General features: G+C 46.6%; 11 protein-coding genes. 4 read left to right on the forward strand and 7 right to left on the reverse strand.

Annotated features, from left to right (window positions below):
• The 5 genes from BMZ72_RS13795 to BMZ72_RS13815 are packed head-to-tail and all read right to left on the reverse strand — an operon-like array spanning nucleotide 1 to nucleotide 16109.
• Entirely contained in the window at nucleotides 1-8919 is an 8919-nt protein-coding gene (locus BMZ72_RS13795; protein WP_089809224.1) for an Ig-like domain-containing protein, read from the reverse strand.
• 24 nt (nucleotides 8920-8943) lie between these two features.
• Nucleotides 8944-10245 carry a DUF4302 domain-containing protein gene (locus BMZ72_RS13800; protein WP_089809226.1) on the reverse strand — a complete coding sequence of 434 codons (1302 nt, stop codon included), beginning with the start codon at nucleotides 10243-10245 and terminating at the stop codon, nucleotides 8944-8946.
• Between the two features lie 51 nt (nucleotides 10246-10296).
• Nucleotides 10297-11208 (reverse strand): zinc-binding metallopeptidase, encoded by a 912-nt coding sequence (locus BMZ72_RS13805; RefSeq protein WP_089809228.1) that lies wholly within the window; start codon nucleotides 11206-11208, stop codon nucleotides 10297-10299.
• 30 nt (nucleotides 11209-11238) lie between these two features.
• Complete coding sequence (locus BMZ72_RS13810) at nucleotides 11239-12687, reverse strand: RagB/SusD family nutrient uptake outer membrane protein (RefSeq protein WP_089809230.1); 1449 nt, start codon at nucleotides 12685-12687, stop codon at nucleotides 11239-11241.
• An 11-nt stretch (nucleotides 12688-12698) separates the two neighbouring features.
• The gene (locus BMZ72_RS13815) at nucleotides 12699-16109 is read right to left on the reverse strand and encodes a SusC/RagA family TonB-linked outer membrane protein (protein WP_089809232.1); all 3411 of its coding nucleotides are present in this window, start codon (nucleotides 16107-16109) and stop codon (nucleotides 12699-12701) included.
• 430 nt (nucleotides 16110-16539) lie between these two features.
• Between BMZ72_RS13815 and BMZ72_RS13820 the strand changes: the two genes are divergently transcribed.
• From BMZ72_RS13820 to BMZ72_RS13835, 4 genes are all read left to right on the forward strand, one after another.
• Entirely contained in the window at nucleotides 16540-18606 is a 2067-nt protein-coding gene (locus tag BMZ72_RS13820; RefSeq protein ID WP_255373199.1) for an ATP-binding protein, read from the forward strand.
• Entirely contained in the window at nucleotides 18581-19216 is a 636-nt protein-coding gene (locus BMZ72_RS13825; RefSeq protein WP_089809236.1) for a response regulator, read from the forward strand. The genes BMZ72_RS13820 and BMZ72_RS13825 overlap by 26 nt, the downstream gene beginning before the upstream one ends.
• 37 nt (nucleotides 19217-19253) lie before the next feature.
• A complete protein-coding gene (locus BMZ72_RS13830; RefSeq protein WP_089809238.1) occupies nucleotides 19254-20189 on the forward strand; it encodes a hypothetical protein in 936 nt (311 codons plus the stop codon).
• 238 nt (nucleotides 20190-20427) lie between these two features.
• Nucleotides 20428-20763 carry a S24 family peptidase gene (locus tag BMZ72_RS13835; RefSeq protein WP_089809240.1) on the forward strand — a complete coding sequence of 112 codons (336 nt, stop codon included), beginning with the start codon at nucleotides 20428-20430 and terminating at the stop codon, nucleotides 20761-20763.
• A 274-nt stretch (nucleotides 20764-21037) separates the two neighbouring features.
• On the opposite strand, the gene BMZ72_RS13840 is transcribed toward BMZ72_RS13835, so the two are convergent.
• Nucleotides 21038-23362 (reverse strand): family 78 glycoside hydrolase catalytic domain, encoded by a 2325-nt coding sequence (locus tag BMZ72_RS13840; RefSeq protein WP_143087691.1) that lies wholly within the window; start codon nucleotides 23360-23362, stop codon nucleotides 21038-21040.
• Between the two features lie 16 nt (nucleotides 23363-23378).
• Nucleotides 23379-25421 (reverse strand): beta-L-arabinofuranosidase domain-containing protein, encoded by a 2043-nt coding sequence (locus BMZ72_RS13845; RefSeq protein ID WP_255373200.1) that lies wholly within the window; start codon nucleotides 25419-25421, stop codon nucleotides 23379-23381.
• Nucleotides 25422-25541: the final 120 nt, after the last annotated feature.

A 25541-nucleotide genomic window follows, 5' to 3' on the forward strand; every position in this document is an offset into this window, starting at 1 on the left:
TTATCTGATCAGGTTGATAATTCCTTTCTTATCTACCGTAGTGCCATCTGTCAGTTGCAGTCTGCATACATACATGTATACACCTGATGGCTGTGGCTTGCCTTTATAGTTACCATCCCATCCACGGTTCTGTATATCAGATTCGAAGAGTTTTTCACCCCACTGATTGAAGATCATCAGGTGGATGTCCTTTATGATGCTACCGTACACTTTCAGTTCATCATTCACAGCATCCCCATTCGGTGTGAAAGCATTCGGGATATAGATACCGTCCAGCAGTGTAGTGCCGCTTACCGGTCCTGCTTCTGCAGGCTTACAGCCCAACGCTCTTACCCAGAGTTTTACTTCCTGTACTGGCTGTAAACCGGTGAGGGTGTGGAATAATCCTTTGCTGCCGGAAGAAGGAGCGGTCCAGTTCAGACCATCCGTTGATACTTCATATCCTGACGCATTTGGTACTGCATCCCAGGTGAAACGCAGGGCGTTTACGCCGGTAGAATCGAGTGTTACGACTGGTGCTGTCAGCTGTGGCAATACGGAGAGTACCGCTGGTGTACGTACGGGTGAAGCACAACCTTCTTTATTTGTTTCGAGGTAATAGATCGCATTCGCAGTAACATTGGTGACGCTCAGCGTACTGCCATCTGCTATTTTATTACCACCTGTTGCTGCATCATACCAGCTGTAGTCCACACCTGTTGCAGGACTTTGTACTTCGAAAGAAGCATTCGTACCCATACAGATGGTCAGTGAGTCATTCACCAGCAAACCTTCAGCAGGTCCTTTTACTTCCAGTGCTTTGGTCGTATCGGCCACACAACCATCTTCTGCTATCAGCCCAATGGTCACATCATAGGTACCACCAGCGGAATACAGATATACAGGGGACTGTATGCTATCTATCGCGCCGTTACCAAACTCCCATTTCCATTTAGTGATAGCGGCGTTGTTGGTGGTTGAACCTGTTCCTTCGAAGTGTACGGAATCGCTTACACATCCGTTGAAGGTGGCTGTATAATCTACTTTCGGTTTGGCTATTACATTCACCGGCAGGAAGGTCTCTACTTTATTATCGCAACCTTCGAATGACGGATCCTGCATCACCACCGGTACATAGTAAGTACCTGCTTTAGAGAAGGAATAGTCTGCATCGATCGCGAAGCGGTAGTATTTCTTATTGTTAGCCATGAAGGAATCAACCGGTACCGGATTATCCTGTGTCACATCAGCAGCAGGTGTGATGTTGCTTACCTTACTGATGTTCCATTGTAAAGAGGTTGGTCTTTGTGTTGATATAAAGGTGAACCGGAACGGTGTGTTCTCACAGGTGTAGTCGTTAGCTGCACCTGTACCGTTATTTACATTGGAGATCGACGCACGGGTATTCAGGTTTCTCACCAGGGTACCAGCGTTATAACCATAGCTTTCAGCATCACCCAGACCATACGTGATGGCAGTAAATGCAGAGTCACTGGTTACATAGCTCTGTGCTTTCGTTGCATCCCAGCGTTTCACTACTACAGTGTAACCTGGTAATGCGGGGTGTGGATATTTATAGTCTACCAGAGTGCTGTTATCTATTTTCAGACTGTTCACACCATTTGTCGGGATGATCAGTGTCAGGTAGTTGGAAACAATACCTTCTTCTGTATTACGATAGAAACCAAGTTGTTTGATACCCTGTTCGATCGGACTGAGATAGATCATCTCCGGATCACCATAGCCATCTGCATTGAAACATCTGCCGGTAGAAGCGATATACTGTGCTACCATGATCGGCTGGTCTGCTTCAATATAGTTTGGCTCTTCACTTACATACTGATAGAAACGCCCTTTATTCAGACCTGTCAGTGTTACGCCGTCTACTTTCACCTTTGTAGCCGCGTCTTTTACCATGATCCTGTATACGTTGCCCATCAGTTTTGAAGGATCTTCATCAGTAGATGTAGGAGCCGTCAGGTAACGTTTACCCCACGCCTGTGAAGGGAAACACTGCTGGATGAAGTTATCACCGCTACCACCGCTGCCCGTAGGATCACAGCTTACGCTGGTACGGCTGTTACCGGAGAATACGGCGACCGGATAACATTTACCTGCGGAGTTGGATACTGATCTGAAGATCGTACCTGTTATATCGTAACCGGTTGTTTCGCTGACCCTTGCACCCATTACCTGATATACATCTCCCTTATTCAGAGTTACTGTAAATGGTACGTTCGCAGGGCGGCCGGTTGCTGTCGGTACAGATGGTGTGATCTCTACCACTGTATTTGGCTGATCTGCGATCACATAAGCCCATGAGTAGTCAGCGGCGCCATATACCTGGTTGTATCCCAGTGCATAATATTCATATCCATAGGTACCTACCGGCAGGAGCATGGTCGCACCTGAGGACTGGTTACCATAAATATGTGCATAGGCTACGATCGGTTTATCACTTTCTATACTGATACCTCTGTCAAAGAGACCTTCAGATACCAGACGGGCATCTTCAAGGCCATTTTTCGGTATTTTGTCTGTGGATAATGTTGAATTAGCATCCAGGTGGTAATGTTTGATCCAGCTGGTACCATTCACTTTCACAGTAACATCAGCAGCTTCCTGTGCACTCAGGTACAACACCATATCCTGGTCATTGCTACCAAAGAAGAACTCGTGGTGACCATATGCCACCCAGAAACGGGTGCCTCTGTTGGAGCTGTCAGCCGGTGGAATCACAACAGGAACAACTGCTCTTGCGCTATCAACCAGACCTGTGAATTTATCCAGGAAGCTCAGTTTTGATTCTGCGATATAGTTGTTGTATTCATCTACTTTGCTGCTGTCGGTCACCAGCCACTTGTCATCTGCATCTGTTCTACCCAGGCCCAGCTGTGATTGTTGTCTTACAAAACCCTGCCATGGGTCCATATAGAATGTCTTCACGGAGAAGTCATATGCACCAGTACCGCTTGTTGTCACATCATTGTAGAAGTACATTTTTTCTACAGCGGCATCTACGTTCGGCGGTACAGTACCGGTATATCTTCTGATATCCACAGTAGCAGGAACAGGTGCACCGGCTGCCCACGTGATAGACATTACACTGTCGGAACCCATCATAAAGTGCTGGGTAGTACCGGCAGCGGGCGCCGCAGGTGTTGCTGTCAGCAGTGCTGGTGTGGAAGTTGGTATAAATTCATATGCGCCGAGGTCAGGTACACCATCCTGTAAGGTGGTAGCCCTTGGCTGCCCTTTGATATCCTGTTCATTGAAAGGGATCTGTACACCACGACCATTGAGTGCCCAAACGCCGGGAGCAGTAACTACCGGACTACCATCCGCCAGGTTCAGTTCCGGCTTGTAGAAGATAGAGTGTACGTCCAGTCCGGTGTGTCCTACCCATGAAGCCAGGGTAGCATCTTTGTAAAGAGAAGTAGAAGCCAGTACTGCACCTGAAGAATAGATCAGGTTATAGTCTGTATTCTCTCCTGTCACACTTCCCATATCCAGCGCGATACCTGCTGCACCGTGGCTGAAGATGTTATTTCTTACTATTACACTGCTGCCTTCGTCATCTCTGAAACGGGCAGTGATATTGGTGGTTTTACCTGACAGATCAGGAGAACCATTATAGATCGTGTTGTTATAATAAGTAGCGGCTTTATCACCATCTACATACAGTCCATATACTGTTTTATTGGCGGTTACCAGGCTCACTACGTTATTCACGATACTGGTATTGTTGTTATCGCCGGTATATAAGCCGTAGAGTGACGCTTTGTTGTTGGTCAACCCGATGATCTTATTACCGATGATCTCAAAAGGCGCATACGTTTCAGTATTGCTCCATCTTGCCTGGATACCATATATCTTATCGCTGGATACTGTATTCAGGATGTTGATGGTATTCTGATTGATCTGCCATGCGGTATCAGATTCGAAGACATAGATACCATAGCCTGAGCTGCTCATATCACCATCCAGGTTGATGGTATTTCTTGTCATCTGCAGACGGCTGGTATACTGCGCATAGATACCCCATTTGAAGCTGTTATTAATGATATTACTATCGATCACATGATCCTGGGACTGACTCTGATCACCAAGACCAAAGAAGTACACGCCGGCAGAACCATTTTCAATAGTGTTACCCTTGATCACGATATTGTTACCCACATAATTCTCCCCGATGATAGCGGCAACGTCTGTGCTGCTGTTGATCACATCCGGCGCTATGATCTTACAATTAAGGATACTATCGTAAGCAGCTGCACCTGATATCACCACCACTTTACCGTAGTTATTGTCTGTCGCCTTCATGGTGATAGCATTAAAAGTGATATAGCTGGCGCTATCCAGACTTAATACGTAGTTGGTATCATAAGGAGAAGCGTAGGTCAGTATAACACTCGTAGCGATACCGTTTGCGCTCTGGAAGGTGATCCTTGCGTCAGGGCCGGCGCCTGCTACTTCATGCATGCTGATGTGTTCATTATAAGTACCTGCGGCTACATCAAATATGATGGCGCCATCGATACCACATTCCAGGGCTTCCACTGCTTTATTGAAGGACTGGAAGTTTGTCACGCCAGCTGGTTTTGCAGGATCGATCGTATAATGACCTGCTGCAAAGGCGGCGTTCATATTTACTTTTACCGCAGCAGAGTAGGTAGTATCTGTACCACATACCACGATACAGCGGAAGTAATTCTCAAAAGTGATCGGAGTAGCCAGTGTGGATACATACTGCCATTCACCAAAGCTTGTCCACGGCCCCGTAGCTGCTTTTGCACGCTGCCAATGGTAGGTCTGTGTACCACCTTTAGAGTTACCTGTCAGGTCCAGTCTCACTGTATCGCCGAGGCAGATACCACTACCCGGTGTGGCGGTAGCTGTACCAGCTGTCGGAGGTGCGGTACATTTTGGAATATTGATCTCATATGCACCTAAGTCAGGCGTAGTGGTACTTCTTGTTGTACCGATGATATCTTTCATCACACCTACCGGTATACCCGCATTGTCAAACGGAGAGATTACCGGTGCATAGTTACCATTCGGTGCATCTGCGTAGATCGGTTCTACACTGATAGAAGCGATACCAAAAGGCGTTGCCTGCCATGTTGCGATATCAGGAACCGTTACCGATTCTATTTTACCGATATAGGAACGACCCGCTGCTTTAAGATAGATGTTGTTATTACCGATACTGAGGATCTGCTGGCTGGCATTACCCAGTTTGATACCGATCCTGTCATATCTGTTACTTGTTGCACTTCTGAGGCTGACGATGTTGTTATTGAAAGCGAGGCTGTCCGCATTGCCGTCCAGGGAGAAGCCCAGTACATCTGCGTCAGGCGCGCTTTCTATTTCGATCGTATTGTGATAGATACCGGTTTTATTGGTAAATCCACCATAGATACCTGTAACAGTTGATCCGCTGCCACCTGTAGCGTTAATGATATTGTTTCTTACGGTATTCCATGCACTACCCCTTGTCTGTTCTACAGAGATTCCCACGAATCCACCATAAGCAGTACTGTTACCACCAAAAGGATTGATCACGCGGTTGTTCTCTATCAGCAGACCATTATGCGTAGAAGATTTGATACCGTTAAAGTCGCTCATGCTACCACTACGTGCAGGACGGCTGATCGTATTACCTGCAATCGTTGTAAACGATGTCCCATCTGTCAGGATACCATTCTGTGTGAATTCGGAGATGTTATTGTTCAGTATCCGGTTATTCATAGCCGGGTATTCTTCCTTACCAAACAGGGTCAGTGCAGAATAACCACCTACGATATTATTTCTTTCGATCAGGTTATTGTTACAATAGGAGGCATTATAGCTTTCGCCTTCATCCGTACCACTACCATTGATCACCATAGCGGCACCTTTGGAGTAGTCGGTGGTGCTTACTATAATATTACATCTGCGGATGATGTTGTTATCAGCATGGTCCATCAGCTGAATACCCACACCGTACTGACCACTGCCGTCACCATTTACGGTCAGACTATCAATGATCACATAATCACTATGACGCAGTTTGATCACTGCTCTTTCAGAGGATACATCAGAGCTGTAAGCGATGGTATTACCGTTACCGTTGAAAGTAACTGTATTTGTCGCGGATGCACCTTTTATCGTATCCAGTATCATTTGTTCGTTATAAGGACCGGAACCTGCCACTACATTAAATACAACCGGACCAGAGATACCACAGGACAATGCATCAGCAGCAGATGTAAAGCTGGTGAAGTTGAGTGCAGTAGCCGGTGCATTTTTGTTGATCGTGTAGGTCTGCGGCGCCATAGGTGGGTTTACTGTCAGTAATACCGGTACGGAGAAAGTAGTATTCCCGCTACAGGTAACTGCCAGACGATAGTATTGTGTTGTGGTGGCCGTGATGGTTGTATCCGGACCAGACAGCACATTACCAATGGAAGTGAAAGTACCGGTTGCTGTTGCGCCAGTCTGCCACTGATAGCTTTGGCCAATACCGATAGAGTTGCCGTTTGCACCCAGCATAACATCGGTGTTCTGACATACGACTGGTTTAGAGAGTGTCGCAGTTCCCGGTGTAGGCGGTGCTGTACAGGCAGGCGGTGTAAACTCATACGCACCTGCATCAGGTGTAGTGGTGCTACGCGTAGCGCCGGTGATATCCAGGGCTACATCTGCAAAGGCGCCTTTGTTATCCACAGAACTGTTCTGTGGTTTGAAGTTGCCGGTTGCAGGGTCTGCAAATAATGGTGGTGCAAAAACAGAAGCCTGTTCACGACCGGAAATACTCTGCCATTGTGCAAGCGTTGCAGCGTCCTGTCCTTCATATCCTACAAAAGCATTGGTCACGGTATTCGCGATGAAGAACACGTTTCTGTCAGATTCCAGTCCGGCGCCGGCACCATCTGTATACATGGCGTGTTTCTTAAAGTTGCCCGTTCTGGAAATGTAGATCAGGTTATTCTTAAACTGGAGGCCACCTGCGCCATTATCAGCCGTAAAGCCTTTTGTTGCGTAAGTACCCTGAGCGGCAGCGCCGTCCAGGACGATAGTGTTATGATATAACCAGATATTATTTGAATAGTAACAGGCGATACCGATGACATCCGCACCGCTGTTCATATCATAGATCAGGTTGTTGGTGATCTTATTTTCAAGACCGGTGATCGCTACTACCATGTTAACGTTAATACCTGTAGCTGGCTGTTCGTTACCAGGCATACCACCATATGGCGTATGGATACGGTTCGCGTTAACAGTGGCTTTGGTGTTCAGGCCATTCAGTTCGATACCTGCAAAGTACCACTGGGTAGTTCTCGTCGGGTTACTGATCTCATTTCCTTCGACCAGTGTATTGAATGAGCCCTGTAGTTTTATACCGGTATTGTGAACGTCATATATTTTGTTGTTGAGCACCTTGTTGCCGGATACAGATGTAAACTGACCGCCAAACATGGAGATACCGTAGTATCCGCCGGTGATTGTGTTATTGCTTAAAGTATTGTTATCACACTTTGCATCTTCTTCTGTTGCACCAGGACCACCACTTAAGGTGATACCTACAAACTGGTCGATGGTCGTAACCAGGTCACTGGTGATCGTACAGTTGTTGATCGTGTTGTTATCTGCATCGTTTGTCAGGTGTACAGCGGTACCATATTGCTGGAAACCGGTGCCTTCTGCTTTTATCTGCAGGTTATTCACCGTTACATAGTCAGCGCCATCCAGTTCGAGTACATATTGTTTTTTCGCATCCGCGGAGCTGAAATGCAGTAAGGCACCATTACCATTGAAGGTAATTGTACTGGTGGCAGATACGCCTGTAACCGCAGGAATGGATACCTGTTCGTTATAAGGGCCGGAACCGGCGGCAACATTGAAGATGACATTACCACTGATACCACATCTGATAAAGTTCACCGCATCTGCGAAGGAATGAAAGTTATTACCCGCGGTTGGTTGTCTGCTGTCAATGATAAAAGTACCACTCACCGGCGCGGGCGTTACTACCTGCTGGCTGGCAGATGTCGCAGCACTACCAGTGGTACAGGTTACTACACAACGGTACCAGGTGCTGCCAGCCTGTGTAACTGTTACACTTGGCAGTGTGGCGCCGCTGATGTTTGTCCAGGTAGTATTATTAGCAGAAGACTGCCACTGGAAAGTTAAACCGGAGGCAAGAGAAGTACCTGTCAGGGACAGGTATACTTTCCCTGTTGCGCAAAGTTCCGCAGCATTCGCTACGACTGTTCCTGCAACAGGTGCACCTGTACAGGCAGCAGCCGGTGTCCAGGTGAAGAGGATATCAGGACGCGTATTCAGATCGCCTGTATTGGAAGTAGAGGTGGTACTACATTCTGTACCATCGTTCCCTCTGAATGTATGCGCTGCTTTATAAGGCATCATCGTGGTGAAGGCTACTTCCGGGTTCTCATTGCTGGTACCACCGGAAGGATCGCCGTTACATACCTCGACGATGATATTATCAGAACCATTCCAGGTAAGCGGTGTATTAAAAGCGAACTTATTATAACCCGCTACCGGCAGGTAGTGGTTAGGACCGTATACCTGGTTGGTCACGGTTTCCCATCTGGTCTCATCCAGGTTATTCAATGTCACGAAACCTACCTTTATTACATAGTTTTCTATGATGCTCATACCGCGCAGGTTAAGCACATTAAAACCCAGGGCACTGATATTACCGGCGCTCATCCCTGCTGCCTGCAGGTCGGATGCGAGGTAGAGATATTGTGCACGGGCGCCTTTCTTATAGTCCTGCAAGGGGCAGGGATACCAGCTGATCTCACTACCGAAGGTGCTGGAGCCCAGTTTAATATCCTTGGTCTGGGACTTAACAGGCAGTATACCCAGCAGTGCTACTGCCATGAGCAACAAACTCCTGTAAAAAGAATGAGTAGAATACCGTTTCATGTGAATAACTTTCTTTTTGGATTGTTAAAACCAGGATATCCAGGATTTTCCGTCTTTAGCGCTTACCATATCGTAACCGCTATTCGTTTTTACCAGGTAGAATCCGTTGGAGTCTGTGATCTTCGTAATGGTGTTGGAGACAGCAGTTTCTCCTTCCGGCAGTTCTCCGAGTATGCCCAGGTAAGGGAATATGATGCGGCCGTCTGTCTTGAAGGTCGGCGCGCTGAATGCAGGTCCGTATTCGATGTATTGTCCGGCGTCAGTGCGGGTTACAAAACCTAAGAGGTCATACACTGTGTTATCGCTTGTACCGAATTTCGGATAGAATACAACAAAGGAATAGTTAGGCAATTTTTGAATACCGTAGGCATCATCAATACCGTCTACGTGGAATCCATCTACTGTTACCCAGTAACTTTCTGCATCTACCTGCTGTTGCCACCAGATCTTCGCCGCTTCTTTGTCTATTACCAGTGGTTTAGCTGTTTCTTTAATCGTACCGGTATTACCATTGGCAGTAAAACCCAGTGTTGTAGTGGATGCGTTCCAGGTAACATTATCAAAGCCGGTCAATGTTTCATTACCTGTATTGATCGCAGGAGAGAATGCTACGCCGGTAGGTGTATAGTAAAATCCGGTGCTTTCTGTATGATTATTGCCCCCTTCATCTACCCAGCTGATCGTAATCGTTCTGCTGGCAACATCAAACGCCACATCATATCCTTTACTGTTCACAGTAAGGCGTTTGAAGTAAGTGAGGTAGCTGCCTATTTTATCGATCAGGCGATTGCTTTTTTCTGCGCTGTAGGCATTCTTTTCTGCCTCGGTTGCTTTTACCAGTACCGCTCTGCTGCCATGGTATCTTCCTTTGAGCACGATGGAGTCGCCACTCATTCCTTCGATAGAAAATTCGAAATCGGAGTACAATCCTTCTCCATATACACCACCATTTACAGCACCATCAGGATCGCTCAGCAGGTGGATATAGGAATAGGTGTCAAACAGGAGACATGGCTGCTGCAATGCCTTCAGGCGATAGCTGCTTTCTGCCATGGTTACGGAAGATGCAGAGTCAAAATCCGCATACATCTTTACCCTGTTGGAGTCATTGAACTGAAAGTAAAAAGAGAATATACCATGCTCCAGACCGGAAGGATATACCAGTCCTTTCCAGCCGTATGGCGCCGCCACCAGCATATCGTTATACTTTTTCAGGGTATCGTTCAGACGGGTATCGGGAGGAGCACTGAATACGTCTTCATCCGACTTCTGGCAGGCTGCCAGCACGGAAAAGGTAAAACATATCAGGAGTAAGCGTTTATACATAAAATCTTGCGTCTTTTCTTTGTGTTTTGAAATGATTGTCAACAGCTGTTGTTAGTAGATCAGTGACTCCACTGCTTTCCGCTTCTTTGTCTGCAGACTGTAGAAATCTATTTTCCAGGCTGTTTTAAAGTAGGCCACTACCATGGCTTCTTTCTGACGCAGGGCAGCGATTGCCTGGGCCTGTGTCACACCGCTGGCTGCTGTACCTTCCGGTATGCTGGCGATCAGTCTTTCAAAACCTGCACGGCCATCTGTCAGCATAATGGAGATCATTTCCACAAAGTCATCGTCAAAGCCAGACATCGCATACGGGGTGATAAAACCATTGGCGTGCGCCTCGTCATCACTGATATTGGTCCAGTTGGCAGAATAACGCCCTGCAGAGATGTTTTTAAATGCTGGCGGGTAAAGTATCGTCTGATGAAGAATATGCCCGAATTCGTGCTCTATTACATGAAAGATCTGCTTCAGGGTCGCTGAGTCAGAAGGCTTGTAATTCGGCATGCCTTTGATACGGAAAGAATTGATGGAATAAAGCACCACTTTACGGCCACCTTCAGCAGTACCCAGGGTGATCGTACCGTTATCCACATTCCAGCTGGCACTACCACAAAGGATCAGGAACTTCGGACTGTTCTGACGGAAGAACTCAATACCGGCCTCCTGTACATAGGTATCGATCCATACTTTCTTAATGGATTGCAGGGCTGGTTTTACCATCGCTTCCTGTGGCGGCACCAGTGTTTTGTTCAGGTCAAACTCAAACTGATCCCATTTGTATTTGGCTTCAATGTTATATGGCACCACCAGGGTATCGTACAACCATTTGTCGAGCGCTGTCTTTTGCCAGGTATCTCCACCCAGACCCGGAATATCTTCCAGGTTACTCAGGTCATCGTCTTTGGCGCATGCGGCAAACAAGGCCACCGTCAGGAGAAGGAATAATGTCTTTATATTTTTCATGCTGTTTGCGGGATAAATCCTGAGAAATGTTTAGCGGGGATTTAATGGAAGTCCGGATGTTTTTGTGGATAAAGGAATCTGGAAGACCCTGCGCGGATCATCCGCTCCCAGTATCATCGTCTGTCCCTGACTGGTTACGTGGGTAACAGGTACCTTATAGCGCATCAGGTCAAACCAGCGTGTACCTTCCTGTACGAATTCCGCTCTTTTAAAATCCAGTACGGCATTTAACAGTGCGTTCTTATTATCTGACAGGCCATAGTAACTTTTACATTTGGCCAGTGTCACTACATCTGTGCCTGCATCGTAGTTAGTGATACGAGTGCTGGCATAGGTATTCAGATCGGCCAGAACAGCAGAGGTATTACCCAGCTGTGCGTTTGCCTCTGCCCTGTTGAACAGTACTTCTTCTGCTGTGAATAAAGGCACCATGGTGTAGATATAACCAATGGTCGCATTCACAGATTCCTTTACGAAATATTCACTCAGCTTAGGGATGAAGTAATCAGCAGTGCCATAGGTATATGCCGGAAAACACCAGTCACCACCTGTTACATTGCTACCCATGATCGCTCTGTACATCGGGAAGTTCATACCAAAGCGGTACTGTGCCAGATTACGGCCGTAGCTCGAATTGGTCTCTACCAGCAGGAAGTTGGCATTCTCGCTGGAGTTTGAATAGATATTGAACAATTCCAGCGGAGAGAGAAATACATAGGAAGTATTCCATGGACGCAGATAGCTCACTGCCTGACTTGTCGGGAAAGCCATATCTGCATAGGTGATCACCTTCTGGTAATCGCGTTTGTACAGATAGAATCTCGCTGCAAATGCATAAGCTGCTTTCTGGTTGAAATGGTACTTAGGCACTTTGTATTTATCATCACGGATCAATGGTAAACCTGCCAGCAGGTCTTTCTCGATCTGATCGTATACGTAGGCGACTGTTTTTCTGTCATACTGTTTGAATACTACTTCTTCCGGCTCTGTAACATATGGAATACCCATATCTGTGTTAGCAGTTGTTGCATCATAGCTTTTAGAGAAGATATTCACCAGCATAAAATGTGCATAGGCACGGGCTACCAGTGCTTCGCCTTTCTGACGACTATAAGCAGCTGTATCCGTTGCATTTTCACAGGCGATCAGGGCGTTGTTAGCCGCAGCGATGGCGGTGTAGGCAGCTGCCCAATAGTATTCAGGAGAATCCTGGTTGATGTTCTGCACATCATTAAAATAGAAAGGGTCTCTGTTGGTGCGTACGTCAACACCGGTACCTTTATCAGCCACATTGTCTGACATGGCTTCACAGAAAGTCATATAGTTAGCCTGTGGATAGGCAGTGCCCAGCAGCTGGCTTACCTTTTCAGGTGTGTCCAGTTGTGTCCAGGTACTATCCGGCTGTTGATCCAGGTATTTTTTACATCCTGTTACAGATGGAAGAATGGCGAGGAGTATATATAGCGCTTTTCTTTGCATACGGTCTGTTTTTAAATGCCCACTTTAAGAGATAATGTAAACTGCTTCTGTATTGGCTGTGCCACACCTCCGGCGTTGAAGAACTCAGGGTCTTGTCCTTTCAGTTTTTTATCTGAATAGATCAGCCACATGTTATTCGCAGCAGCTGTCACAGCCAGGCTGCTAAAGCCTGTTCTCTTCAGGAAACTGGCAGGCAGCAGGTAATTCAGGGATACTGTTTTCAGACGTACAAAATCTCCTTTTGCTACGCGCGCTGTAGAATAGTTGTAGTTGTTATAAGGATATGCACCACCGAGCAGGGTCTGCTCATATGCATCGAGTATAGACGGTACATCTGTTTTAGTCTCGTCTTTCGGCATTACCCAACGATCATAGAACTCATTTGGCATTGCATCAAGATCAGAATAAGATGTTTTGAAAGCAGGATACAGACGGATCTTATTACCCCACTGGTAAGTCATAAAAATGTTCAGTGATAAAGCTTTGTAGCGGAAGGTGTTGTTCAGACCACCTGTTACCGGAGGATCAACGGGGCCCTGGTAAACCAGTGTACCGGTTGCATCATCCTGCAGATCTACGTTTGAACTGGTCTTACCATCTCCTGTAACGAAAGTCGGCACACCCGTACGCGGGTCCAGTCCTTTGTAATCAAGGGAGAACAGGCTGCGTACAGGATAACCTTCCTTGTTACCACCTTCAGCAGCTACCAGGTCAAAGATCAGCGGGGAGTTTTTCGCATTGGTGATCTTGTTGGTATTATAACCGAAGGTCAGGTTGGTTCTCCATCCCCAGTGCTTTTTACGGATGATCTCACCACCTACCATCACTTCAATACCTTTGGAGGTCATATCTGCATAGTTGGCAGCTTTGTACAATTCACCACCGATACCGGAGGTTTTAATAAGGCTGATCAGGTCAAAACTTTTACGGCTGTAAAGGTCGAGGGTCATGTTCAGGCGTCTGTCCAGGAAACCTGCTTCCACACCTACGTTAGAAGTATATAACTTTTCCCAGGTTAATTCAGTGTTCTTCAGGTGAGCCAGCTGGATAACAGATTCCACTTCATTCAGGTGCGCACGGCGGCTGTTCACAGTCTGATAAACGATATTTGAGTTGGTAGCAGGCCCCATGCTGGCGGTCAGACCATAGCTGGCGCGTACGGAGAGATAGTCTACATTACGCATATCGCGCATGAAGTCTTCTCTGTCGAGGTTCCAGCGACCGGCGAAGCTCCAGGTAGGCAGCCATCTTGCGTTGGAAGAAGCTCCCAGACGGTTGGAACCATCGTAGCGGGCATTGGCACTGATGCTATATTTGTCGCTATAGGAGTAATCAGCGGTACCATAGAAAGCAGCGAACCTATCATAGTCACGTGCCATACCATAATAAGGGAAGTTGCTTTCGATGGTTTGTTTCAGTACACGATAGTCGATATAAGGCACACCACCGTTGTTATACTGGTAACCATAACCGGTGCTGGAAGCGTTTTGTCTGTCAGCATATTTCACCTGCTGACCTGCCAGGATATTCAGGTTATGATTGTCACCGAAAGTTGTTCTGTAGCTGAGTGTATTGCGGAAATCGTAGTTGACCAGCTGGTCTTCCGTTCTGTTGTAGAAGCCGCCTTCTGGTAATACGATCACCGGTGGTGCATCCGGATTCTCCGGATCACGGTACAGGAATTTATTGTTCTGTGCGATGGTGGCATTGTCTGCCGCTCTGTAAGCGTTGGCCATGTTTGCGTCTTCTGTGATCTGGTGTTCACGGGAAGACTTCACATAACGCAGTGCGCCTACAAATTCCCATTTCAGTTTTTCAGTGATCTTCCAGCTCAGATCTCCCTGAAGGCGGAGATCCATTACGTTCAGTGACAGGTAGTTGTTACGCAGTTCATTGATGATATTGAAATCAGCATAGTTGCGTCTGAAATATTCCAGGTTACCTTTATCATCATATGCTCTCAGGGTACGGCTGGTATTCAGTGCGTAGCTAAAAGGGTTGATATCAAAGTCACGGTCGTACTGACCTTCCACCGGATTACTGTTACGCGTCAGTGCGCCGGGAGCATTCTGCTGACGTACAGAACCGAGTGTAGAGAAGCCGGCAGAGAACCTGTCGGAGAATTTATAGTTGTTACGATAGTTCAGGGTATAGCGATGTACTTTATCTGCTATTGTCCAGCCGTTATCACCATAGTAACTGGTAGAAAAATAGGATTGGGAGCGATCCGTACCGGATGATACGCTGATGGAATGTTCCTGTACGAAGTTGTTACGGAACAGGATATCAAACCAGTCGGTATTGGCCCGGCCATATTGCATCAGGAAAGCTTTACGCGCTTCGGGGGTATTCTCCAGTTCGAAGTGACCATTCACATCGGTCTGCAGCATATCATACATCTTTCCGTATACGCCTACGTCGCCACGGGAAAGGATATCAGATGTCAGCACCCCTTTACGCTCAAGCTCCGCCAGCACAGACATCTGTCTGGCGGAGTTCATGATATTAAAGTTTCCATAGGTAGGTTTCAATTGTGTACTGAAGTTGCCGCTATAGGCGATAGTCGGTTTACCTGCACGACCTTTTTTAGTCGTGATCACCACTACCCCATTCATTGCACGGGCGCCATACAGGGCCGTTGCGGCGGCATCTTTCAGGATATCGAAGCTTTCAATATCGTTGGAGTTCAGGCCTGCAACAGCAGAACCTAGGAGTGTGGTAGGGTCGCCACTGGACAGCTGATCGTTGGAGATATTAGCCACATCTTCCAGTACCACGCCATCCACTACCCACAATGGTTTGTTATCACCATTGATGGAGGTAGCGCCACGGATACGGATCTTAGGCGCAGTACCAAATGTACCCGATACGTTCTGTACAGATACACCCGCTACACGGCCTTCCAGCATACGGCTTACATCCGCCACACCATTTATCTTTACGTCTTCCGCCTTGATAGATACGGCAGAACCCGCAAATTTCTTTTTGTCAATATTCTGGAAGCCGGTCACCACCACTTCTGACAGTGAGCCTTCCGTACCACTCAGCAGCACGTTCACCAGGGCCTGACCAGTGAACAGGACCACCTGGGCTTTTTTTCCAATAAAAGAAAAACGTAAGCTGTCGCCGGAACGGGCGCTCAGTGTAAAATCGCCATCAATAGTTGTCACTGTACCTTTTTTGGTAGACAGGTTGACCACTGATACATTGGGCAGTGCTACTTTCTCTTCAGCACCAGTCACTCTTCCTTTCGCCAGCCCCATAGGCATAGAATCTCTTACTATACGGCTGTCAGCCGCATGGTTGGTTCCGGCTGCATGTGCTGCGCCGGATAGTAATAGCAGTATTGTAACCGTAATAATTCCCCTCCGGCGCTTTTTGAGGGACGCCGGCAATTGATTACCATGTATAGGTAATGTCATATGTATAGCTGATTTACTGAAATGATCCTGGTTGTAAAAAATATCTTCTTCTGGTTGCTCCTCACCTGATAGTGTGACGTACTATCCGGCTTTTACTGTTCCACGCGTTAGATTTAGCTGTAACGAATTAACACTCAACTGTCAATACCCCTTTAGAATGTTGCGAACTAGGCTCCTTTTTTCAAAAGCTAAAATTATTCAGTTGGGAAGGTTGTTGCATCCGGGTAAACCGCCTTTATAGAAATTAGCGGTAAACCACTATTTAATTCTTATCTTACTTCCCGGAATCAACCAAACTTTATATTCGTAACGACACTATTTTATAGGAAATCCTTTGTTGCAACCAGAATCTATTTCGTATCCTGTAATAACTGTCAATTTTACAGGAAAAATTTGCCATGATGCCACAAAGAGAATGAAATGACTTCTAATGATGGGTAACCTTAGTAACCTGTTCCACGGTAAGATCCGTAGAACGCTGCTTTTCGTGCTGTTACTTCTGATTGGTAACGGCCTATCTCTTAGTGCCCAGACGGTAACTGACCAGTTGTCAAGGAGTGTCACGCATTCCGGGACCAGTATCAAACACGTGGACAGTCTGTTAAAGCTTGCCGGCACCAAAAAAGACACTGCTACCAGCAATGCCGTTCGCCTGTATTATATGGGGATGGAAGATGCCCGTATATTGAAGTATAATAATGGCGTTGCACATGCTCTGGCTGGTCTGGCGCTTTGTTATAATAATAACAATGAGAAGGACAAGGCCCTGTCATGTGAGCGGCTGGCCCTGCATTATTGCGAAGATAACCAGGAGGGGCTGGAGATGCGGGTGAACGTTTATCTGTTTATGTCGCAGAGTTTCTATTATAAAGGTAAATATGATTCTTCTGCCTACTACCGTTATGCGGCCCTGGACCTGCTGGAAGCCAATAAGGTAACAGACCGGCGGATGCAGACCCGTGTATATTGCAGTCTGCTGGATTTCTGGTTGAATATTAATGAAAATATCCAGAACGACTCGCATATTCAGCAGATCATGGGCCATATCGACAACCTGATCGACAGCGCTAATATCAAAAAAGATACTACTGCACTGATGATGCTTTACTATTATAAGGCAGGCTATTTTAATAACATCGTTCAGAACGATTCTGCCCGTTACTACTGTGCATCTGCTATCCAGATGGGAAAGGCAACGAAGATCTCCGCCAGTATGGAAGCCGGTCTGCTGATCAATACCGCCCTTACCTACCTGGATGATAAGAATCCCGTACCTGCTATTGAATACCTGAAAAAGGCAAAAGCACTCTTTCCCGCGAACAATCCTATTCCGAACAGGCACCAGATCTTCGCAGATATCTGTACCGGTCAGGCCTTCGTGATGCAGCAACAGTATAACAAAGCCATCACCATTACATTACCGGCACTAACAAATGCGGAGGATCGACATATGGTCCACCTGCTGGTAGGCCGTGGCAACCAGGTACTGGCAGATGCCTATGAAGCCGTCGGACAGTATAAGAAAGCGGCAGAATACAGAAAGGCTTACACTGTTATCAGAGATAGTATGATGAAGGTGGAGAAACTGGAGCTGGTGTTTAACCTGGAAATGAAATACCGTATTGCGGATAAGAATAAGGAACTGGCAGAGAAGCAACTGGCAATCACCCGTAATGAAAGCAGGATCAAGACGAAAAACATGTTAATTATTGCAGTGTCTTCCGGTCTGCTGCTGATACTGCTGATCAGTGTATTGATATACCGTAACAATCTGCACAAACAGAAATTACAGCTGGAGAAGATCCGGAACCTGCGGCAGGAATTGCAGATCAGCAACCTCCAGGCGATGATAGCAGGGGAAGAGAAAGAGCGGAGCCGCATTGCCCGTGACCTGCATGATGGTATGGGCGGTACATTAGGTACGATCCGTACACGGCTCAGCGCTATCTTCCGCAGATATACCACAACAGATGTAACGGAAGATTTCAAAGAAGTACTGCACCTGCTGGAAGAGGCATCTGTCGAACTAAGAAAGACCGCGCACAACCTGATGCCGGAGATATTACTTCAGGAAGGACTGACAAAAGCGACTGCCCTGTTCTGTGAACGTGTCAGAAAGGGACATACGCTGGAGATCACTTTCCAGTCCATCGGTACCCACACCGGACTAACATCCGCCGAAGAACTGACTGTCTACCGTGTGATACAGGAACTTGTCCATAATATCCTCAAACATGCCAATGCGAAACATGCTATCGTTCAGATCGGCTGTCATGAATCACAACTTGCTGTAACTGTTGAAGATGACGGTAATGGTATGTTATCATCTGCACAATCTGATGGTATAGGATTGAAAACTATCCGGGAACGCGTAAATTCGTTAAACGGGGATTTACATATTGAGAGCGTACCTGGAGAGGGAACCAGCGTACATATAGAAATTTCGATTAAACATAATAATACTGCCAGACATGCCTATCAAACTAGCGATTGCTGACGATCACCCTATTGTGGCTAATGGCATCTGTAGCATATTACGTGATGCTGCCCATGTAGAAGTGACCGACATCTATACCAATGGAAACACCCTTTTAAAAGGTATCAGGGAAAGACAACCCGACGTCCTGCTGCTGGATATGCACCTGCCGGATATGAGTGGGCCTGAACTGGCTGCGAGTATCCTGAAAAACTATCCGCAGGTACGTATCCTTGTACTCAGCAGTTCTGATGTACTGTTCCTTGTCAAGAAAATGCTGAAACTGGGTTGCATGGGATATCTGCTGAAAGAGTCAGACGATGTGACGATCCTGCAAGCCATTGAAACGGTACAGAAAGGAGGTCAGTACCTCTCTCCTGCCCTGAATCAGCAGCTGATAGAGGATATGTTCCGGAACAAGAAATCAGAGAAGAAAAATACGGCTCTGACACGAAGGGAGAAGGAAGTCCTGCAACTGATCATCGACGAACATACCAACCAGGAAATTGCCGACAAACTGTTTCTCAGTCTGCATACGGTAGAAAACCATCGTATCAGTCTCCTGCACAAACTGGAAGTAAAAAACACTGCGGGACTGGTCAAGGTTGCCTTACAGACGGGACTGGTTTAGAATGGGTTATGTGCTTATTATTTCGTAGTATCGTATAATGAGTAAACGGACCATCTTTAACAGTCTGCTGTTATTATTGCTATCCATAGCCATATCAGCACCTGCACAGAAAAAGAAAAAGGAACATAAGAAGAAGGAAAAACAGGAACAATTATCTTCTAAGAAGAAGAAAGTACAACTTAACGAATCTGTCCAGCCACAGGTACTGGGGATCGTAAATAGTTCAGCCATTCAGGAAGCTTCCGGTCTTGCTGCCAGCAGGGCGCTACCGGGTTACTTCTGGACACACAACGACAGTGGTAATAAACCTGAAGTATATCTACTTGATCATAAAGGACAACTGATCAGCACTATTCAGCTTGAGGGCGTCAAAAACCGCGACTGGGAAGATATCGCGGAAGGCGCCGGCCCGATTCCACATAAGCAATATGTATATGTTGGCGATATTGGTAACAATATCCGTCTGGACCTGCATACCCATATTTATCGTTTTCAGGCCCCTTCTCAGGCACCAGCCAGCAAAACGACCATCAAACCGGAGACTCTGCTGATCAGCTATCCTGATGGCCCCAGAGACGCAGAAACGGTCATGGTAGACCCGATTGACAAGTTCCTCTATGTGGTAAGCAAAAGGGAGAAGGCTGTAGGGATCTATAAAACACCGCTGAACTTCAGGGATGGTGAAAAGGCCGTATTGCAGAAGGTCGGTACTGTCCCTTATACCTGGATCACTGCGGGTGATATTTCACAGGATGGTAAACATATTGTGATCAAGGATAAAAATCTGGTGTATTACTGGAGCCGGCAGGCAGGAGAAACGGTGGAAGCCGCAATGGCCAGACCGGCAGTTACATTGCCATATGTGCCTGAACAGCAGGGAGAAGGTATTGCATTAATGCCGGATAACTCGGGGTATGTAACGATCAGTGAAGGAAAGAACCCGGCGCTGAATTTTTACCCCCATCGGTTCTAAGCCGTTCAATCGCGATGATATATACTGGCCATCCTGCTGTAATTTATTAAAGCCGGGTGGCCATTCCTGTTATATCTACTGCTTTACTGGTAACGGTCACCCTGCTACTATTTTCCATAAAGCACATTTTCAGCCCTTTACGATTTGTTAAAAAAAATTGTCCACTCCTGCGCAAATAGGTTGCACACATATAACCGTTATTTGCCATTGAAAACTATCAACATGAAAACTATAAAACATGAACAAATTCGAACGATTAAAAGCCGAGTTAGAACAAACCGGCAAAGGAAAGATGAAGGCATTTGGCAGCTCGATGTTACCCATTCTTAAGAGCGGCTCGCAACTAACCTTTGAAAAAGCCAGTGAATACAAGATCGGAGACATCGTATTCTGCAAAGTAAAAGGACATTACATCGATGCGCATAAGATCATCAAAATGGATGCACATAAAGGGTATCTGATCGCCAATAATCATGGATTTGAAAACGGCTGGACCAGGAATATTTATGGCAGAGTAGTGATCGGAGAATATCAAAATCAGATTATCTATGAAGCATCGTCCAGAAACAGGTAGCATTTATTCTTAACGGCATGGCCGTTCCCCTTCCCTCAAAATAATATACCATCTTCCTCTGCTATACCATTTATCTGCATTACATCCCTGTACTTTCACTTAGTCATTTCCCGGTTAAACAATAGTTATACTATACTTACCTTACGTTAGTGCTACGTCTGGAAGGCAACACTATCGGAAGATTGGTATAGGATAAGTATGGTATGGTCATCAAAAAAAAACGCCTGGTAATGGTACCAGACGTTTTCAACTATTTATACTATTTATTGACAGCTCATTTCAGGTTAAATGTATACTTACCCTGTGTCAGTACGATCTGATCAAACTGCTGCCCATTCAAGGTAATACGCGTTGCGTTTTTATCATCTGTCATACCGGCTGGTAATCTGAGTGTTGCACGTGAAGGTATTTCAACAGACAGTTTCACGCCATTTCCTTTACGCTTCCATTCCACTTTGATCATACCTGCACTGCTGGCATAATCTGCCTTTACAAAATTCAATGCTTTTACAAATGCCGGTTGTATGTAAAAATGCTGGAAACCAGGTGCTGCTTCATCAGGACGGATACCTGCGAGTGTTTTATAATACCATGCACAGTAATCACCGAAGAAGATGTGGTTATGGGATAACTCTCCCGGCCAGTCTTCATACAAGGTGGTTGCACCGTTCGCAATCCAATGCGCCCAGCCGGCATAACCGGTATCAGTCAGCATTCTGAATGCTACATCAGCATAACCATAATCACTCAGAGTAGGCAGCACATATTTGGTACCCATGACGCCAAAATCTGCATGATAATTACTACGCTGTACTTTTGCAGATAATTGCGCAGCTGTTTTCGCTGCTGCTTCCGGAGATGCCAGTCCGTGGAAGACAGCGGCACTCAATGCCGTCATTGTACTGTCTTTATAGACACCTGTATTTGCATCAAAATAAGCACGGTTGAATGCGGCACGGATACTGTCTGCCAATCTGGTGTAAGTCTGTTCGTCAGTCTTATTACCCAATACACGCGCCATCTTTGCTACCAGCTCTGCATCGGTATAAAAATAGGCAGTAGAAGTAAGCGGCATGGGCGTTTTCACCAAAGACATCCAGTCGTCCAGTCCATGTTTGAACAGGTAACCTTCTGCTCCTTTTGCTACTACATCTGTATACTTTTTAAATGCGTCGTAGTGTTCTCTTACCAGTGCGGTATCACCATGATAGAGATACATATACCAGGTCACAAAACCTAAAGCACTCCCCCAGGCAGGACCGAATGTAAACTCTTCATTTCCCGGGCGGTCATATCCCCATCCGTTGGAAGGCGCAATACCTGGCATAGCGCCGCTTGGCAGCTGTGCATCACGTACATCATGCAACCATTTACGGTAACCTTCTGTCGTCTGATAATTCCAGAGGCCGATCTCGGTAGAAATATGTGCATCTGCAGTCCACCCGTTCTTTTCACGTTGCGGACAATCCGTCGGAATACTGAGGAAGTTACTGCGATAAGACTGACGGGCCGCTTCATACAGTTTATTGATCATCGGATCGGAGCTGGTGAAATGTCCTGCTTCTTCAAATGCCGTACTGTAGAAAAGCCCTTCCAGTGATTGTACATTCAGATCGAGCGGCTGATCTGTTTCTATCTGTACATACTGAAAACCGTGGTATACAAAACGCGGTGTAAAGACTTCACGGCCGCCACCTTTCAGATAATATACATCCGTCTGGAAACGCAGTTCACCCGGCATACTACGCATATGTTCCGTGTTATGCACCATATCCAGTTCACCGTTTTTCAACACCTCTCCATAGTACATCGTTACCTTTGTACCGGCCTGTCCATTTACCTTCAGTGTAGCTACACCGGCAAAATTCTGTCCCATGTCAAACAGGTATTTTCCATTACCCAGGTTCTTCATGGATACCGGCTTAATACGGCGTATTACTTTAATGGAAGGCATGATCTGCTCATGCAATTCACCACCCGGAGAGGATGTCAGTAATACCTGTTTCCAGTTAGCGTCATTAAAGCCTGTCTGGTTCCAGCCAGCTACTTCCTGACGGGCATCATAGATCTCACCGGAGTACAGACAGTTGAACTGGCTGGGGCCTGTTGCATATTTCCAGCTATTATCCGTAGCGATCGTTTCACTCGTTCCATCGTCATACCGGATAACGAGGTCCAGTAACAGACGCGGTGTTTTTCTCCATGGTGCATTCTGGAATCCCCATACGGCGTGCGACTGGATATTATACCATCCGTTACCCAGTTCGGCGGCAACACTCTGCGCGCCTTTGCGGGATAACAATGCTGTTACATCATATACTTTGTATAACAGGCGTTTGTCATAGCGGGTATATGCCTGCTCCAGTACAGCATCCGTAACAGGTTTTCCGTTTACAAATACAATATGATAACCCACACCGGCCACGTAGGCGGTCGCGCTGACAACCTTCTTATCCAGTGTAAATGTCTTTCTTAAATAAGGGGCCTTTGTAGCTGTGGTATCTTCCGTGTTGGTGATCCAGCTGCCTTTCCAGGCGGTATACTGTGCGCTTACAATACTGGTGATCAGCATTAGCGCTGCGGTCAGAATAATTCTCAATGTCAAATGTTTTAGATTATGGTACAACAGGGAATGCAACTACCCTCACTTTTGTAAAACCATAGGGCACTAACGCGATGTTGTGCACAACGGTATCTACCTTCCCTTTATAGAGCCCTTCCCTGTCGGTTGGAGGCTGATAGGCCACTCCGTTCATTACCTGCCAGGAGGGGATCTTTTTGGCCTTTGCGGTGATTTCCAGCGGTGCATGTTGCAGGTTCCATACAAAACTGGAATCCAGCGGACGCTGTTTTGTCACTTTCATGCTATCAGCGGCATGCCGTATATCATTGCGGCGTAAGGCAAAGTTCCAGTCGCCCGTAGGATATACGCTATAGTAAGCTCCTTCTGCCGGATCCGCGTCTTTTACCCAGCGTTCTTCCAGTTTTAAGGCATATACCAGCGGACCTCTTTCCACCGCACTGGAGTTACGTCCCCAGGTACCGGTTGTAATGGTCATTGGTAACTGTAATGTCAGCTCGTCTTTATCTTTCCATTCACGTTCAACAGTGATGATCTGACCGCCTTTGTCTTTTCTTAAAGGCTGACCATTGAGTAAGATCACGGCTTCATTACACCAGGCAGGGATACGTAGCTGAAGCGGGAATTCAGTTTCTTTTTTAATGGCGATCTGAAAGCGGATCTCTTCATTAAAAGGATAATCTGTCACTTCTGTGATCGTCACATCCCTATGTTTTTTCCCTACTTCCGCCGTCATGGTACAGGGGCCATATTCCAGTGCTGCCAGTCCCTTATCAGAGGTCTGGTACCAGAGGTGAGAGGTGTATTTGGTCCAGCCCTGGTGCATATTGGCGAGGCAACAGGTATAGCCGCTGCGTGCACCTAATACGTTACACATTTCGCGGTCGAAAGGCAATGAGAAATTGAACACCCCTCTGCTGATCTGCAGCTGATTGGCGACCTGGAAATACTGTTTCTCGTTGTAGTCGTCGGTTGTCTGGGTTGGTAAAGCATTAAAGGCCATCTTTTCAAGTGCATCCATATAGAACACATCTCCTGTGATAGCACTGATATTTTCCAGTGAATACATGGCTTCTACGATAGCGCAGAGCTCTACGCCCTGGGTAGGATCATTTCCGTTCAGGTCTTCATCTCCGGAGAAGATACCCATCGGCAGACCATGAATCGTCATGAGGTCCTGCCAGCCTGTACGCAGGTGTTGCAGGCATTCCTGTTTACCGGTACGCTGGTAGTCGACCGCAGGCGCCTTTAATCCCATAGCGACATTCACAGCGTGTCTGTTCATCCACTGGGTATTATTGCGATAGGTGGTCGTATTGATCACCCAGTCCCTGTTACCAAACCAGGTTGTCCAGGGAAAAGATTGCTGTTCGATCGTTTCGGCCAGTTCCAGCAGGTAATCATCTTCAGTAATACTATACAGCCATTGGGCCATCATCACATTTTCCGCTCCGCGGGACTGGGCCCATTCTGTCCATTTACCCACCGGCGCTACTTTCAGTGCTTCCAGCTGGTAACGGAAGTATCTGGACATGAATTTGATCACGCGCTTATCTTCTGTCGCGGAATAATATTGCTGTAATACTTTCAGCATAACCATTTTCGGCCACCAGTCCTCTCCTTCTGCGGCATGCGCCGCATCTATATCCACCTGACGGGTGATCTCAGCATTGGTCAGCGGACCAAAATAACCACTTTTACGCTGGTGATCCAGTGTCCAGTTGACATAACGCAGTACCTTGTCTTTGAGAACAGCATCATCCAGCAGATAAGCAAGTGGCAATGCACCATCCAGCCAGTAGGGAGTTTCCTCCCAGCCATCGCCGCGGCCACCGAGCCAACCGTTATCATTTTTAATCTTGCTGTAATACTCATCCAGATGACCGGATGATCCTTTACGCATAATCTGCAGCTGACGTTTGAGCCAGCCCGTGGGTTTAACATTACCCAGGCGTACTGCTTCGTACGCGGGAGGAGTGTAGGCGCCGGGTGAGACCTGTTTGATGCCGGCCTGTGCCCCCAGTGGTAACATGAAAACCACTGGAAGTGCACAACACACCATCCATTTAATTTTCATTTGTTTGACTTGAGTAGTGAGTAATATGGAATTTTAACGTGGTCTACAAAATAGGAAATCCTGCTTAATAATACACATTAAAAAGCAACAGAAATCCCTGCTACTGTGGAGACAGTATAG

The sequence above is a fragment of the Chitinophaga sp. YR627 genome (assembly GCF_900114995.1).
Taxonomy (GTDB): Bacteria; Bacteroidota; Bacteroidia; order Chitinophagales; family Chitinophagaceae; genus Chitinophaga.

Coding starts and splice junctions, on each gene's coding strand:
- BMZ72_RS13795 (WP_089809224.1), bottom strand. CDS start 8,919: ATGAAACGGTATTCTACTCATTCTTTTTACAGGAGTTTGTTGCTCATG.
- BMZ72_RS13800 (WP_089809226.1), bottom strand. CDS start 10,245: ATGTATAAACGCTTACTCCTGATATGTTTTACCTTTTCCGTGCTGGCA.
- BMZ72_RS13805 (WP_089809228.1), bottom strand. CDS start 11,208: ATGAAAAATATAAAGACATTATTCCTTCTCCTGACGGTGGCCTTGTTT.
- BMZ72_RS13810 (WP_089809230.1), bottom strand. CDS start 12,687: ATGCAAAGAAAAGCGCTATATATACTCCTCGCCATTCTTCCATCTGTA.
- BMZ72_RS13815 (WP_089809232.1), bottom strand. CDS start 16,109: ATGACATTACCTATACATGGTAATCAATTGCCGGCGTCCCTCAAAAAG.
- BMZ72_RS13820 (WP_255373199.1), top strand. CDS start 16,540: ATGATGGGTAACCTTAGTAACCTGTTCCACGGTAAGATCCGTAGAACG.
- BMZ72_RS13825 (WP_089809236.1), top strand. CDS start 18,581: ATGCCTATCAAACTAGCGATTGCTGACGATCACCCTATTGTGGCTAAT.
- BMZ72_RS13830 (WP_089809238.1), top strand. CDS start 19,254: ATGAGTAAACGGACCATCTTTAACAGTCTGCTGTTATTATTGCTATCC.
- BMZ72_RS13835 (WP_089809240.1), top strand. CDS start 20,428: ATGAACAAATTCGAACGATTAAAAGCCGAGTTAGAACAAACCGGCAAA.
- BMZ72_RS13845 (WP_255373200.1), bottom strand. CDS start 25,421: ATGAAAATTAAATGGATGGTGTGTTGTGCACTTCCAGTGGTTTTCATG.